Genomic DNA, 15,797 nt, shown 5'->3' with positions numbered 1-15,797 from the left:
ATCTATAGGGAATCCCGGGGGTTAGTTGAAAAAACCGGGAATCACTTTCGTTATTTCATCAGGCTGTGGACGCTCCAGAAACCCTCGTCCCTCCTGCACGATCATTTCCCGTGCAATGCCTTTGTTCACCCGGCCCATGACCTGGGCCGGAATGTTTTTTGCTGCCAGTGCGCGGACAAGCTGACCGCCATTATCGGCTGTTAAAAGCACACAGCCCTGGCTGTAAAGCCGGTACGGGTTTAACTCCAGCCGTTCACAGACCTCCACCGTCTCCTGACGGATGGGAATCTGCCGGAGATAAAATTCCACGCCGGTCTCATAAGCGCCGGTCAGGTTCCAGATGGCGGTTAAAATGCCGCCCTCCCCCGCCGGTTCCCACTCCGCGGCACCGCAGTCACGCCAGAAACCATTTTCTTCCCGCAAAAGATACCGGCTGCAGCCTGCAATCTCTTCCATATATCCATTGGAAAACCAGCGGGACAATTCTTCTTCCTTTGCCTCCGCCAGCTTTACCGTACCCGCAAGACCCGCGTAGCCCGCCACCACCAGATCCTGTCCGGCGTGCAGAAGTCCCGTGTTCTCGCGCTCAATCTTTCGCATCATATAACTTCAAACCTTTCACCGCGGATTCCTGTGCCGCAGGCACATCTGACCGCTTCTACTGCCGCACTTGTTCAAAACGTGCGCTCTTTTACTGTTCCCCAGGACCATCTGTCGCAGGAGCCGGTGCTTCTGCCGGTGCTGATCCCGGACCGCCGGAGGAGCTCTCTGACGGCTGGCTCACCACGCCAGGACCAACTACCGAGCTCTGGGACGGCTGCGGTGCGGCGGTCTCTGCCGGTGCGGTCTGTTCCGGCGCTGTCTCTGCCGGCTGTACCAGAGTCTGGCCCGCTGCCGGAACAGCCGGCTGAGCCGGTGCTGCCGGACCTACCAGAACAATCGCCTTGGACGGATTATAAGTATCCGTGTGCAAAATGGTGCGCTCTTTCTCTACACCGTCTACCGTTACCACTTTCCAGAGTCTGGACTTATAACCGATATGCGCGGACTGGACCTGTTTGGTCTGGCCCGGCTTTAAGGAATTATCCACCTTGCGCTGCGGCTCACCCGGATCCGTCTTGCTTAAGGTCTCAGAAATGTATTCCACCTTCCGGTTTGCAGGACGGGTTTCCTTTCCATAAATCGTAAAGGTCAGAGTCTTGCCCGCCGTGGTTCCCTCAATGTAGATCGGGGTGCTGTAATTATTGGTAATCTTGATATCTTTATAAGTACCGGCAATCGCCGCATCCATGGATGGCTTTACATACGTAACGATCATGGAATGGTTCTGCCGCTGGGTAATCTCCAACTCTGCTGCCAGGGACGCGTCATACAGCGTCGTCGCGATCTGGCAGACGCCTCCACCCACACTGTCTACAACCTGTCCATTCTCGTAAGCTGCCGCCGTAAAGTAACCATTCTCAATGGTAAACGGATGCATGCATTCATAGCCGGATAAAGTCTCGCCCGGCATGAGCACGTGGCCGTTGATCTTGGATACGCCATTCGCAATATTGCCGGAACGGGATGCTCCGCTGCTGGCATAGGCTGTGGTGCAGGTACCCAGTACATCGGAAATAGACTCCAGATCCGCTTTTTTGATCTTTGGCTCCTGCTCACTTACGACTGCGTCCACAGAAACTACTGCACTGGTTTCTTTTTCCAGCGCCTTGTTTAACGCGTCTATGGTGGCCTTTACATCTACCGCCATGCCGCTCTGCTCCGGCGTAATCTCAAACTTCCCATTTACCCGGGTAATGGCCGCATCCCGCGGCTCTCCCGACAGACCGGAACACTGTTCTTCCACAAAGGTCTGAACCGCCGTCTCATCTACTCCGGCTTCCAGAGAAATGTGCACCGGTTCTTTTTCCAGATCCCTGCGCTCCATGTACTGGCGGATCAGGCAGCCGCCTGCGGCATAGTCTTCCGCCTCCTGCAGCGCGTCCGTGTTTGCGCACGCATAGCCAAGATCTTTTGCGGTGGTCTCTACTTTATTTCCCACTACATCGAGCGTTATGCTGCGTTCTTCCAGGGCAGAAACATAGGACGCAAATTGTTCCTCCGCCTGCTCCTTTGTCAGTCCGCCCAGCGCAAAATCACCTGCGTAAATGCCATCTGGAAAGGTTTTTTCTTTCGCGTAAGCCGGAAATGCAAACACACTTCCAAGTATTGCTGCAAAGGCCAGGCCTCCCAGCGCACTCCACTTTTTCATCATTATCTCCCTCTGTCTGCATTCTGCTGCAACACTGTGTCCACGCGCTTTTGCCTGTGTTCCAGGACGCTTTACATCATGACAGATAATGCCATCGGAGCTACCATAGCCACGATCAGGATTACAATCACAACGCCCATAATGATACGGGCTTTTTTATTGTTATGCATATTCATCATAATAAAATTCACCTCTTCTAAAAATAGTGCCCGCCGTTTTTCTCCGCAGGCAGGCTTTTGTTTTTTGTTTTACTGAATTCTTCCATACCGGGATATGATCTTATCCGTGATACGGGAAACCTCATTCCTGCTCAGATAGTCAATCTGCACAGGTAAATCTATTTTATGATATTTTAGTAAATACCGCAAGTCCTCTTTTTGCTTTTTGGAGGCCGGCTGTTCCCGCTTTACCTTGTAGATCAGCGGCTTTGCGGCAAACGCCTCCGGTGCCTCTGCCCCATGCTTCTCCACCAGTTTCTGATACAGACGATGGGCATCCAGCGCATCCCCCAGTGCCCGGTGGGCGCTCTCCTGGGCAAGCCCATAAAATGCACAGGCCGCTCCGAGGCGTTTACTCTCCTCCGCCGGCATAAAGCGGCGACAGAGCGTCAGAGTATCCATTCCGTTCTTTTCAAAGGCAAGTCCCTGGTTCACGGCGGCCCGCTTCACAAAACTGTAATCGAAAATGATGCGGTGGCCAAGCAGCGGAAGTTCTCCACAGAAAGCAAGAAATTCCTCCAGGATATCCACAATGTCCGGCGCGTTCTCCAACATATCCCCGCGGATACCGGTCAGCTCTGTAATTCGTTCCTCCAGTTCCCGGCGCGGATTCAGCATGGTATGGAACCGCCCGGTTTCCGCTCCGTCTTCCACGCGCACCGCGCCAATCTCAATCATTTTATCCCGTTTCGGATTTAAGCCTGTGGTTTCTAAGTCCAGTGCAATATAACTGTTCGGGATCTGCCAGCCATATTTTGACACAGCCTTCTGCTCCGGCAGCGAACCGGCGGCTGTATTTTGCTCATTTATCACGCTTCTATCCTCCCCAGCACCGTCAGTTTCGCATTGTGGTTCAGCCGGTCTTTCTCCCGGTAATCGAACAGAAGAACCTCACCGGAGCGCAGCACCTCCGCGTGCACCTGGATTCCCAGGGTCCGCAATTCCGGAACCATACGGCGAAGCTCTTCCTTATAAGGAGCCTGCGGCAATGCAAAGGACGGACGGCTTTTCGCGTTTTCCCGGAAATACAGATCACACATCAGCGCGTCCTCAAATGCGCCCATCTGCTCTGGTTCCACTTTCTGACCGATCAGGTCATGGAATATCTCATATCGGGCCAGCCGGCTGTGGTTCAGTCCCGTCAGGTGCTGCTCATCGTAATACTGCGCCATATACTCATACATGGCAAACGCACTCTCAAACTCCTGTTCAAACAGCTTTAAGGTTCTTAGAAACTGGCGGCTGTTGTAATACACCTCCACCATATCCTCCACGCCTTTTAGGCGGAGTACATCACTGTACGGCAGCCACTTTGTAGACAAGACCTCATACGGTGCCTTTCCCCGGTATTTCAGTCCATATTCTTCTACCATGTCATGCATATAGGAGCCCTTCAGTACCTTCAAAAATCCAAGCTGAAACTGCTCTGGCTCCATGGAATAGACCTCATTGAAGGACCGTCCAAAGGACTCGTAGTCTTCAAACGGAAGCCCGGCAATCAGATCCAGATGCTGATGTACATTTTTTCCGGCATTGATTCGCTCCACCACATAGCGAAGCCGTTTCAGATCCATTTTCCGCCGGATTGCCCGGATTGTCTCCGTGTTGGTACTCTGCACGCCAATCTCCAACTGGATCAGTCCCGGACGCATGCGGCTGATCAGTTCCAGTTCTTCCTCATCCAGCAGGTCCGCCGTAATCTCAAAATGGAAGTTGGTCACGCCATTGTCATGCTCCAGAATATGCTTCCAGATGGCCATGGCATGACTCTTTTTCGCGTTAAAGGTCCGGTCCACAAACTTGACCTGAGGCACTCGTTTTTCCAGAAAAAAATCCAGCTCCGGCAGAACCAGCTTCAGATCCCGGAAACGCACAGACTTGTCAATGGAGGAAAGACAATAGCTGCAGGAAAACGGGCAGCCGCGGCTGCTCTCATAATAGACAATACGGTTCTCAAAGCCTTTTAAACTCGGATACAGAAACGGGATCCGGCTCATATCCATGACCGGGCGGATAGGCTGGTCACAGATGATTCCGTCCGCCCCATGGTAGGTCAGACCCGCCACCTGGGACATGCAGTGCCAGAAAGCTGATACCCGTGCGTTGCCTGATATTTCCGATACCCGGGCAGTCTCTGGCCGGTCCTGCAGTTCCGGCAGCCGGCCGGAATCTGCCACGCTCTCAGCCGCCACGTTCTTCTGCTCGTTCCACCCCAGGCTCCGCACCGTGCAGCCCAGCGTCCGGTAGCATTCCAGAAGTGCCGCGAACATCTCCTCGCCTTCGCCCTTCATGACGCCAAACACCTCCGGCTCCCGGACGAGAAGCTGCGGTGCGTCATAAGAAACCTCCGGGCCGCCCAGCCAGATATCCGTATCTGGCAGCACCTTGTGAATGTCCCGCACCAGATCCAGCGCATAGGCAATGTTCCAGATATAACAGGAAATCCCCACCATATCCGGTTTTCTGCGGTAAATATCTTCCAGAATCAGCTCCATCTGGTTGTTGATGGTATATTCCGCAATTTCCACCTGCATGCTGTGGCTTTCCCTTGCCGTTTTTTCTGTCACTCCAGCGTACGGCCCGTGTTCCTCCTGTTTTTCCGCCCCCAAGGGCACGCAAGGGAGACCATCCTCCCACGGATTCTGGTCTCCCTGCACTGCTTGTGCCGCGCCCTTAGACTCGGCAAACATTTTTAAACTGTACACCCCAGGATTGGAGTGGATGTATTTGGCATTTATTGCCGTAAGTAAAAACTTCATATCTTATACGTCAATCTCAATCTTTCTTCCGGTCTGGTCGTACTGGTAATACCGCACGCCTGCCGCGTTCAGCATGCGCTTGGAAGCCCGCACGGACGGAGAATCCGGATATTTATCTTCCTTATAAATGATAGTCTTAATTCCCGCCTGAATAATGGCTTTCGCGCACTCATTGCAGGGGAAGAGGGTCACATAAATCTTACTGCCCTCCAGGCTGCCGCCCCGGTAATTTAAGATGGCATTCAGCTCACTATGGGTCACGTACAGATATTTGGTGCTGTACGGATCATCCGCCTCCTGCTCACGTCCCCATGGAAACTCATCATCGGAACAGCCCTTTGGAAATCCATTGTAGCCCATGGACATGATCTTGTTGTCCTCGCTGACAATACAGGCACCCACCTGGGTATTCGGATCCTTGGAACGGCGGCCCGATAAATCTGCCACACCCATAAAATATTCGTCCCAGGAAATATAATCGATACGTTTCTTGGAATTGCTCATAGTACGCTTCCTCCCATCTCTTCATTTTTCTGTTTGTCCAGTGCCTGCCATCAGACCGTCTGTTTCGGTCAGCAACACCACCAAAGCAGCCTCTTTACATTTTTACACCTTCAGCACATGATACCCCGCCGCTTTCGTCAGCCGGTTCATGATGGCCTGTCCCAGATGATCCTTGGAAAAGCTCTCCGAATAAATGCAGTCCACATCCAGATCATCAAACTCTCTCAATACAGCAAACAGATTATGGGCAATGGTTTCTTGCTTCGCCCGCGCTCCCACGCTGCGAACCTCGCCCAGCGGGAAACGGTCTCTTGTCTCATCGGTACAGATCACACCGACCTTTTTGCCCTCAGCAAGTTTCTCCTGTACCAGTGCGTTGATAGTTTCCACCACCTTATCTGTCTCACCCTCTACCAGCTGCAGATCCGCGTGCGGCGCGTAATGGCGGTATTTCATGCCCGGTGCCTTTGGCCTCAAATCTGCGCTCGGCGGTGCCTGAATAGCCGGATCAATCTCCACCCGGCCCACGGTCTCCCGCAGCATTTCCATAGTGATAGCACCCGGACGAAGCAGGGTCGGAACATCCCCGGATACATCCACAATGGTGGACTCCACACCAATTCCAACCGGACCACCATCCAGAATCATCTCAATCTTGCCCTCCATATCCTGCCATACATGCTGGGCAGTAGTCGGGCTCGGCCTGCCGGAAGTGTTGGCACTCGGCGCTGCCACCGGAACTGCGGCCAGCCTGATCAGTCGGTTTGCCACCGGGTCGCTTGGCATGCGGACTGCCACCGTATCCAGACCACCTGTCGTTCCATAAGGCACAATATCACTCTTTGGAAATACCATGGTGAGGGGACCCGGCCAATATGCTTCCGCCAGCTTTCTTCCAGTCTCCGGAATATATGCTACCAGCGGCTTTAACTCCTCCAGACAGGAAATATGCGCAATCAGCGGATTGTCCGACGGGCGGCCTTTCGCTGCGTAAATCTTCTTTGCCGCAGCCTCATCTAACGCATTGGCACCAAGTCCGTACACCGTCTCCGTTGGGAATGCCACCAGACCGCCATCACGTAGAATCTGAGCGGCCTCTGCCAGTTCCTCATCTTTGATCTGTTTTGTATCTTCTATTTTAATCAGTTTCGTATTCATGTTTTTACCTTCTTTGCAATTGCGCTTTTACCGGTACAATGATTCTGCCTTATCATAACACAAGACGCCCTGCGGTGCAAGGCACACCGCAGGGCGTCATAATAAACTCCATATCAGAAATTATACCTGTTCACACTCTATATCAACTGCAGCAACGGATGCTCTATGCGTTGACACGTTTGCTGTTCTTTACCGCTTTCTGATGATTTCCCACACTGTGGATCAGAACGCTGACGCGCTTGTAAACCAGAGAGGTAACCACAGATACCACAATACCCTTTACCAGATTGAACGGTCCTACGCAGAAGAATGCGAAGGTCCATACGCTTCCCACTGCCGGATTGATAGCAGCACCTGCTGCCAGAATGGTCTCCATCGGCATAAAGTTGGAGTAGAACGGAAGCATCACCAGGGCATTGGCTGCCACGCCAACTACTGCCATCAGAACGGTTCCCACAACCAGACCCGTCATAGCGCCTTTGCGGGTATGGGAAACCTTGTAGATGATACCTGCCGGAACTACCATGGCACAGGAAATGACCAGATTTGCAAACTCACCCACAAATCCAGTACTGGTTGGCTTTAATACCAGCTTCACCAGAATCTTGACCACTTCCATAATGGCTCCAGCCACTGGCCCCATGGCAAAGGTACCGATCAGGACCGGAACCTCGCTGACATCCAGTCCGTAAAAGCTCGGTGCCAGAAACGGAAGCGGAAATTCAAAGAGCATCAGCACACCGGCCAGTGCGCCGAACATTCCCATCAATACCACATTTTTTGTTGTAAGCAGTTTTTCTTTCATGTCTTTTTCCTCCTGAAATTTTGTATTTAAGTTCATCATTCAGAGGAATCGTGTGTGGCAGAGGAGTGGAAATAAAACAAAAATCCCCCGGATATCTCTATCCGGGGGGGGGTTCAGTCATTCATGCCGCTCTCACGGGAGCTCCGCGAAAGTCTTCACACAATTTCTTCTCTCATCCAGACTATACTGTCGGTTTTGGAATCTCACCAAATCAGCTGCTGAAAAGCAGGTCGCGGACTGTAACCGCCGGTGGGGAATTGCGCCCCGCCCCGAAGAACTTATCGTTGACTTAACTATAGTACATCTCTTTACAAAAATCAAGCAGATTTCTCTCCATTCAGGAACTCCATAATTCCCATATGAAGTGTCCAGGCCAGCCGGTCCTGATATTCCTCCGCATTCAGATCGGCTGCCTCCTTCCAGTTGGATAAAAAACCGCATTCTACAATCACGATTGGCTGTTTTACATGTAAAAGAAGATAGTAATTTCCATTGGGCTTTGCCTGTCTGGTATTCCTCTCCCCTAATACATAATCAAAGCGCCTCTGCAGAATTTCTGCGAGGCGCTTTCCTCTTTCGGATGTTTTGTAATAAAAGACCTGGCCGCCGGATATCGGTTCCTGATGATAGCTGTTCTGATGAATGCTCACCACCAGATTCGGATCCGCTTCCGTGATCTTTTTGCAGCGGTTTTTCATGTCCGCCATTTTTTTGCTGCTGTCACGTTCCGCATAAAGGCCCCGGTCATCTTCCCTGGTCATACATACTTCCACACCCTCCGCTTCCAGATACGCCTTCAGCCGTTTCGCGATCTGCAGGTTAATCTCTTTTTCCAGGCTTCCATCCACACCAATCTTGCCCGGATCGAAACCGCCGTGACCGGCGTCTAAGACAACAACCGGAGGGCGGCTCTTCGCCATCACTGCCTGCCCGGACACCATTAGTCCCGCCTGCCGGGATACCAGAAATACGGCTACGAGGAGCATGACTGCCATCAGAAGTTCTGGTATTCTCCGGCCTTCTTCCTTCTGTTTTTCTGCTTCTGTCTGCCAATTATGCCAGGTCCATCCATCTTTTTTCACCTTACCGCTCCAGATTCCACTTTTCCTGTAAAATATATGATTCCGGAGCTTCGAAAAAAACACCGTCTTTTCATTTATCATGAAGCAGCCTGACAGCAGACAATATTTATTCCACTTCCAGCCGATTATAATTCCGAACGCCGTCTTCCAGAATATACTGGAAGTAGTCGCCCTGCTGGGTTGCCATGCCCTTTTCCATCCAGAGCGGATAGGCAGGATCCTTTCGTACCTGCTCCTGAACCTGGTATGCCGTTCCCTGATAATAATGGTATTTTAACAGGGAATACAGCTGAGCCATCTGCTCCCGCTCACTGTCTGAAACCTCTGGCACTTCCCTCAGTGCCGCCACTGCCTGGTTATAGAAAACCCGCCGCAAAAACGGGGTCTGAAATTCCTTGAAATCCAGAAGCTCCGGCTCTGTCTGTCCGTTTTTCTTCGCCCACGCTTCCACATCCAGAGATCTGGTCCGATAAAGAAAACTCCGGTCATCCCGGTAGGTCAGGATCGCGTACTTGCAGGATGGCGTTGCCAGTGACGCAGTTACCATCTCCCATACTCCACGGTTTTCATCGGACCGTTTGCAGTGCTGCACATGCAGATGTCCGCTTAAAAACAGCGGTACATCCCATGTTTCCAGAAGATCCACAAACTGTTCACTGTGTTCAATGGTACATTCATCTACATAGATCTCGCTCTCATCCAGCAGGTTATGATGGGCAATGGGAATGATCTCCACACCGGCATCCCAGGCTGCTTCTAACTGCTGTTCGATCCATTCATAGGTTGCCTCGGAAATAGCTCCGCCAACCTTATTCACCGGACTGTACTGGCAGCTGTCAATCATGAGGAGCCAGGTGTTTTCATCCAGCTCATACAGATAACTCAAACTGTTCAGATCCTCACTGGCCGCTTCATCATAGCCAAAGGCCTGGTAAATCTGCCTGAATTCCTCCGGGGTCGTATACTCTGCCGGAAGTCTTTCCTCTCCCTCGTAGCGCGCCGCCTGGCGGTTATTGATATCATGGTTTCCCGGAATAACAAGAACCGGAATTCCGTTATTCTCCACCCGGTGAAGCTTTTCCGCCAGATCCTTATGGCTGGCCTTCTCGCCGTTTAATGTCAGATCTCCGCTTAAAACCAGTGCATCCGGCCGCAGCTTCACCACCTCATCCAGAAACGCATCGGTGATCTGGTCAATATACGTTACTACCTTGCCGTCACCATACTCTACCATTTCCTGAAAGCGCGGCCCGCCATCGGTCAGGGAATCAGAAAAGTAATGGATATCCGTACCCAGCATGATATTTTCCATCCATCCGCCGTCTTCTGCCTTCGGAAGCGGTCCGGAATCTTCCACAATTTCTGTCTCCTGCGTTTTTTCCTGATGCTTCAGGTCTTCCCTCTTTTCATCACCGGAAGAAGTTTCGGCTGCGGACGCATCCGTTCCGGCCTCACTGTTCTGTTCCGTTTCCCTGCTTTCTTCCTGGCTTTCTTCTGATACTTCCGTCACAGCCGCCGGATTTTCCCTCTGACATCCACTAAGCAGCGCTGCTGCAGCCAGAACAGGCAGAAAGGCAGAAAGAATCTGCCTTCTGCCTCCCAGTCTCTTTTTCATATCCATCACCCTTTCCAAACCATCTCGCATTTAAAAGCAGAACTATGGCAGTTTCACGACATCCCAGACATCTGCAGGCTCCAGCCCAAGACGCCAGCAGGCAACACCCGCCAGGCCATTGTCCCGGATCAGCTGCATTTTCAGTTCCAGGGAGCGTTCCTCTTCCATCCAGATTTCGTAGTTCACTCCGTCCTTCTCCAGTTCTCCATAATACTGGCCAAGATCCTCCTGCCAGTATAATTCCACCTGATTGATTTCCACCCATTCTTTGGCACTTGAGATGCCTACGGACTGGGAACTGGTTCCCGACGCATCTTCTTTCCAGATGCGGGTATAAAACGGAATTGCGCTGATCAGTTTCTCCTTTGGCACCTGCTTTAACAGATCCGTAATGCCCTGTCTCTCATAGCCAATGGACGCGACCGAACCGGCCTCTCCGCCTGCAAAATGCTCGTCATAACCCATCATGACCACATAATCCGCCACGCGTCCCTGCTCCGCCCAGTTATAAAACGCGGAATAGGAAGCCGGCACATAGGAATCAATGGATAAGACCAGGCCAGCCTTTCTGCAATCCACAGAAAGTTCCCGGATAAACTGTACATAATGAGGTCCCGCAGAAGCCTTGATTCCCTCCACATCCAGGTTGATGCCGTCAAATCCATAGGTTTGCGCATCCTTCATCAAAGATGCGATCAGCTTCTTTCTGGCCGCCGTACTGGCAAACAGTACCTCTGACTGTACATTGTCTCCCTTATTGAAATTATCCAGCACTGCCCACACCTGCATGCCCATAGCGTGCGCCTGATCTACATAATTCTTATCCGCAAGAGACTCGTAATTTCCACTGTTGTCTGTCAGCATGAACCAGGTCGGCGCAATCACATTCACGCCTTTTGTAGCAGATATCAATGTCTGCATTGCCTGATTTGCGGAAAGGTTGGTCACCTGATGCCATACTAACACCACCGGCTCGTCCATGGAGATGCTGGTGTATTCCGGCTCCTGAAATGTGCTGACCAGAGTTTTTGCTTCCGTTTCTTTCAGACGCCGGTTCGGCAGATACCCGACCTGGCCATCCTCCGTCCGTACCCGGCTCCAGTTTTCCAGCTGTTCCAGAACCGTCACCTCTGCCCCGGATGGAACTTCTGTGATCAGGGCACTCTTTACCCCTCCCCGGATTCGCAGCGCGGTATTCTTCTTCACCTTTGCAAGCTGCTGTGATTCCCATGTGGTATCTACAAAGATTCTGTGTACCCCGTCCGTATCGAAGGTCTCAATGCGCACATTAGTATAGGCACTCACCAGGCTGGAAAGCAGCCAGACCGTTCCGTCCTGCTGTACCAGCAGCGGCTTTCCGCTGCTTCCCATGGTTTCTTCATTGGCGTACACGATCTGGTCCGGCAGTGTATAGATCAGCTGGCTGTTTTCCTCATCCCAGTAGAACCGCTCATTGACTGCCTCATCAACCCAGTCGACCGGCAGATAAACCTGGCCGTCTATATATCGGCCCTTCACGCCCTCTTCCCGTTCACTGTTCAGAAAAACCGCGGACTCATTCCCGCTGGCCTGATACCATTCACTCTGATCCACCTGCTCTTTTGATGGTTTGTACTTTCGGTATAAAATAAATCCCGCCGCTGCTCCCGCAGCAAGCACGATCGTCAGTATCACAGTCAGTACTGTTGTCAGAAATCTTTTCATCTGCCGTATCTCCTTACTGGTATTCTTATGTTCCAGTATAGCATAAATCTGACACGGCTTCTCTTAAATTTTCCTGATCTTTTTTCTTTTCCCGGGCTGAATCGGGATTCTCTTTTTTTCTTTATCTGTGATACACAATATCAAAATGGATTTCTTTTAACCGCCTGGCTTTCATATAGTCTTCTGCTTCTTCATTCACCCCCTCGCCCTGAGGATCTTCCCGCGGAATATCCTCCAGAATATAATCTCCCATATAGAAACTGCCGTCCTCACGGACCTCAAACAGCTTTTCCCACGTTGCGTCGCTGGCGTCCACCCCATCGATCAGCACGCGGATCCCGCGTTTCTGATACCGCTTCAGACCTTCCACGTAAACCTGTTTTCCTTCGCTTTTTTCATTCTCCTGTACGGTCATATAATACCCCTTTTCTGCAAAACGGCATCCGTTATTTCCAGAAGGTTTTGCGTGACACATTTTCTGCTGCGGTTCCGACACTATGAACCACAGCCCGTTTCTTCCACTTGTATAAAACACGGTGCCGCCCGCATTTTTTACTTGCTCTCCGGTCCTTATCTCACCTTGCCCGGCCCCGCCGCGCAAACAATAGGTCCTCAAAGCACGGTATCTCTTCTCTGGTAATGCGAAAAGCATCTGCTGAAGCTGGAAGTCTCTGCAGCCTGCAGCGAAACAGCTTTTCTATTTCTCTTCTGGTATCTTCTCCGCCCGAAACAACGGCCATTCTCCAGCTTTCATCTCTGTTTCCAGCCTGCTCCAGTACCTCCAGAAATGCTTCCGCCTTCCATTCACTTAACGATCCCACCAGGATTTTTCTGTCACAACGCGCGCACTCACACAGGCTGCTCTCTGTTACTTCTCCGTAATCCAGAATAATGTAATGATAGTCTCTGCCCAGACAAAATGATAATACCGACGGATCTGCCATTTTGTAATAATCCACTTCCATAATCCGAAACACTTCCCCTTTATTCCGGCTCTGGTCCGTCTCCCGCCATTCTTTTCCGGCAAAACGCCCTATCCTTTCAAAATCACCGTGATCGTTCCACTCTAATAGCGCTGTCTTTTTTCGTTTCACTCCCGTCAGATAATTTGCCAGGGAAATCGCCAGATGACTGGTTCCCACTCCCCGGCCACAGCCAGCCAGGCCAATTACACAAACCCGGGGTCCTGACAGGCCTACCGGAGTTTCTTTTTTCTTTCCCCAAATACGTTTCGCGACGTGTCTCCTCCCTGTCCAAACCACCGGTTCCAGAGAAGCCGGTACACACAGTCCGATTTCCGGCCTCCTGTAAACGGATCCTCGAAATACGGCATCCGCAATCCTTCTGCGCATGGCTGCTTCTGTCGAAAGGATAAACTTCCACAAAACAGATTATAAATGACGTTCAGTCCACGCACAGATGCACATAACTCTGCCGCTTCTTCGGAATTTTCCCATTCCCATGGTTTTCCTCCGCATATAAGCAGGTATCCGTCTGCGTTTTCCTGCGTCAGCAGGCCCGGATCCGCACCGCAGTCCAGAATGCGGATCCGGTATCCGGACGGTTTCCATTCCACTGCCTCGCCATAGCAGGGAAGCATGGGTGTTTTCCAGATACGAAACACACCACATGAATCTGCCCTGGCTCCACGACACTCTGCCAGCTGGCGTACCGCGCCGGATTCATTAAATTCTTCGTAAACCGCTGACATTCCGCACTTTTGCAGATATGCCGCCAGTCCCATAGCAATGTGGGTTGTTCCCACACCGTGACGACTGCCCGCCACAGCAATCACCAGAGACTCCTCCATACACTTTGCACCATATTGAAATACGCCATTTTCTGACTGTTCCCAAAGTTTTTGCAACGCTTGTTCCAGTTCCTCTGCGGTCTGAAACCGTCTGTCTTTCTCTTTCTGCAGACACTTTCGAATCAGACGCATCAGGCGCCGTTCGGTTATTCCTGATAATTTCACCTGCTCCGGCCGGACCGGTTCCCCCGGGAAATGTCCTGTCAGCATGTAATGGAGGACAGCACCAATGGCATAAATATCGGTTCTTCCATCTAAAACATCTCCCGTATACTGCTCCGGCGCCGCGCAGCCAGCCGTTCCGTAACGTTCTGCCAGGCGTTCTGCTTCATCCGCGTAAACTGCATGATCAAAGTCAATCAACTTGATTGTGTTTTTATAAAGTAAAAGATTTTTGGGTTGTAAATCAAGATATAAGACAGGGGTAGGCATTGTTGAATGCATGATATGTACCAGATGGCAAATCTGAATTCCGTACCGGATCGTCATTGCCGATGAACAATGTCCCGATTCACGGATCAGGGCATATAAAGAATCTCCTTCGAGATACTCCTCAATCAGGTAGCTGTACTGCTCATCTTCTGCCAGGTCATATACGATTGGTATTGCCTGGTCACGAATCCCCTTCAGTATCAGCGCTTCTTTTCTAAACAGTTCGTAGTTAACAAAGGTCTTTGGAACCCTTTTAATGGCGCGGTATTCGTCAAGCTCCATGTGCCTTGCCAGAAATACTGTGCCGCTTCTGCCGCAGCCAAGTACACGGCACAACCGGTACTTTCCGAATAAAATGGTATCCGCTGTTCTTCTCCCCCTTTCCTGTACTCGTCTCTGTGATTTCATTGTAATTCAAATAACGTTGTCAGGCAAGTGCATCCATCTTCACCATTCGACAAAATTCGCCATTCCGGTAAAAATCACATTTTCCGCCTACAGACTGTACTTCTTAACATTTCCTGAAATTTTCACATAGGAATTGATATTTCCCCGTATCATATACTATAATTAGAGTAGGAAAGCAGATTCTTTTTTCTGTTTCCCCCTGAATTTCAAATTGAAAGGAGTGATCTTATGAAAATTGAACGAATCAATGAAAACCAGATCCGGTGCACACTGACCAGTTTTGACCTTAGTTCCCGCAACTTAAATCTGGGTGAGCTTGCTTATGGAAGTGAGAAAGCCCGCGGCCTGTTTCGTGAGATGATTCAAAAGGCCTCCAATGAAGTTGGCTTTGACGCTGAAGATATCCCCCTGATGGTGGAAGCTATTCCACTGTCCGGTGAAAGCGTGATGTTAGTCATCACCAAGATAGAGGATCCCGAGGAACTGGACACCCGCTTTTCCAAATTCTCCCCTCTTTCCGAGGATGGGGTGGAAAATCTCTGGGGCGGTCTTGCAAATGAACTGTTAGAGGGCGCTGACGGACTCATGGAACTGTTTAAGCAGAATATGCTGGCGGCCAATGCACCGGATGCTTCTGACACGGCCACACTGCAGACCCCGGATGCTTCCGCGGACGGAACTCCTTCAGACGGTGTTCCATCCATTCAGACCCGCATCTACCGTTTCGGAAACCTCGACCAGATTTCCGACGCTGCCAGAGCGGCGCTGCCGCTGGGAAACGTAGCCAGCAAACTTTATAAAAAGCCCGGAACCAGCCAGTATTACCTGGTTCTTTCCAGTCAGTCCGCTGATCCTGTCGTTTTCAGCCGTGTATGCAATCTGCTTGCGGAATACGGGGAAAAGATCCGGACAGACGCCGCAGGCGAAGCCTACTATCAGGAGCATTTTGAAGTCATCATTGGAGCAGACGCATTGCAGAAGCTGGCGCTGATCTGAATATCAGAAACACAAAAACGAAAAAGTGTCTTCGACACCTCAACTCCCCTGCCCC

14 protein-coding genes and 1 riboswitch are annotated in these 15,797 nt (G+C 51.2%); of the genes, 1 reads left to right on the top strand and 13 read right to left on the bottom strand.

Annotation, left to right across the window (positions count from 1 at the left end):
* Positions 1-21: 21 nt before the first annotated feature.
* From DWY84_RS04240 to DWY84_RS04180, 13 genes are all read right to left on the bottom strand, one after another.
* Positions 22-603 carry an AIR synthase-related protein gene (locus DWY84_RS04240; RefSeq protein WP_347560765.1) on the bottom strand — a complete coding sequence of 194 codons (582 nt, stop codon included), beginning with the start codon at positions 601-603 and terminating at the stop codon, positions 22-24.
* A gap of 88 nt (positions 604-691) precedes the next feature.
* The gene (locus tag DWY84_RS04235; RefSeq protein ID WP_118531133.1) at positions 692-2,254 is read right to left on the bottom strand and encodes a VanW family protein; all 1,563 of its coding nucleotides are present in this window, start codon (positions 2,252-2,254) and stop codon (positions 692-694) included.
* Positions 2,255-2,499: 245 nt separating this feature from the next.
* A complete protein-coding gene (locus DWY84_RS04230) occupies positions 2,500-3,282 on the bottom strand; it encodes a 3'-5' exonuclease (RefSeq protein ID WP_347560764.1) in 783 nt (260 codons plus the stop codon).
* Entirely contained in the window at positions 3,279-5,228 is a 1,950-nt protein-coding gene (locus DWY84_RS04225; protein WP_118531131.1) for a DUF4080 domain-containing protein, read from the bottom strand. The genes DWY84_RS04230 and DWY84_RS04225 overlap by 4 nt, the downstream gene beginning before the upstream one ends.
* 3 nt (positions 5,229-5,231) lie before the next feature.
* The gene (locus DWY84_RS04220) at positions 5,232-5,732 is read right to left on the bottom strand and encodes a dCMP deaminase family protein (RefSeq protein WP_118531129.1); all 501 of its coding nucleotides are present in this window, start codon (positions 5,730-5,732) and stop codon (positions 5,232-5,234) included.
* A gap of 102 nt (positions 5,733-5,834) precedes the next feature.
* Positions 5,835-6,890, bottom strand: a complete 1,056-nt coding sequence (locus DWY84_RS04215) for an L-threonylcarbamoyladenylate synthase (protein ID WP_118531127.1) — start codon at positions 6,888-6,890, stop codon at positions 5,835-5,837.
* 163 nt (positions 6,891-7,053) lie between these two features.
* Positions 7,054-7,695, bottom strand: a complete 642-nt coding sequence (locus tag DWY84_RS04210; RefSeq protein WP_118531125.1) for an ECF transporter S component — start codon at positions 7,693-7,695, stop codon at positions 7,054-7,056.
* Between the two features lie 160 nt (positions 7,696-7,855).
* Positions 7,856-7,976, bottom strand: a riboswitch (FMN riboswitch).
* A gap of 36 nt (positions 7,977-8,012) precedes the next feature.
* Entirely contained in the window at positions 8,013-8,777 is a 765-nt protein-coding gene (locus tag DWY84_RS04205) for an N-acetylmuramoyl-L-alanine amidase (protein ID WP_347560763.1), read from the bottom strand.
* A 106-nt stretch (positions 8,778-8,883) separates the two neighbouring features.
* Positions 8,884-10,392, bottom strand: coding sequence for a metallophosphoesterase (locus tag DWY84_RS04200; protein WP_118531333.1), 1,509 nt, complete (start codon positions 10,390-10,392; stop codon positions 8,884-8,886).
* A 42-nt stretch (positions 10,393-10,434) separates the two neighbouring features.
* A complete protein-coding gene (locus DWY84_RS04195) occupies positions 10,435-12,096 on the bottom strand; it encodes a glycosyl hydrolase family 18 protein (RefSeq protein ID WP_118531123.1) in 1,662 nt (553 codons plus the stop codon).
* A gap of 121 nt (positions 12,097-12,217) precedes the next feature.
* The gene (locus DWY84_RS17220) at positions 12,218-12,511 is read right to left on the bottom strand and encodes a hypothetical protein (protein ID WP_147354272.1); all 294 of its coding nucleotides are present in this window, start codon (positions 12,509-12,511) and stop codon (positions 12,218-12,220) included.
* A gap of 160 nt (positions 12,512-12,671) precedes the next feature.
* Complete coding sequence (locus tag DWY84_RS04185) at positions 12,672-13,238, bottom strand: hypothetical protein (RefSeq protein ID WP_118531119.1); 567 nt, start codon at positions 13,236-13,238, stop codon at positions 12,672-12,674.
* Positions 13,239-13,291: 53 nt separating this feature from the next.
* A complete protein-coding gene (locus tag DWY84_RS04180) occupies positions 13,292-14,746 on the bottom strand; it encodes a serine/threonine-protein kinase (protein ID WP_118531117.1) in 1,455 nt (484 codons plus the stop codon).
* Positions 14,747-14,974: 228 nt separating this feature from the next.
* Between DWY84_RS04180 and DWY84_RS04175 the strand changes: the two genes are divergently transcribed.
* The gene (locus DWY84_RS04175) at positions 14,975-15,742 is read left to right on the top strand and encodes an adaptor protein MecA (protein WP_118531115.1); all 768 of its coding nucleotides are present in this window, start codon (positions 14,975-14,977) and stop codon (positions 15,740-15,742) included.
* The last annotated feature ends 55 nt before the right edge of the window (positions 15,743-15,797 follow it).

The sequence above is a fragment of the Clostridium sp. AF27-2AA genome (assembly GCF_003478505.1).
Taxonomy (GTDB): domain Bacteria; phylum Bacillota; class Clostridia; order Lachnospirales; family Lachnospiraceae; genus Brotaphodocola.
The sequence above is the reverse complement of the archived record's forward strand: the minus strand, read 5'-3'. Positions and strand labels throughout refer to the sequence as shown.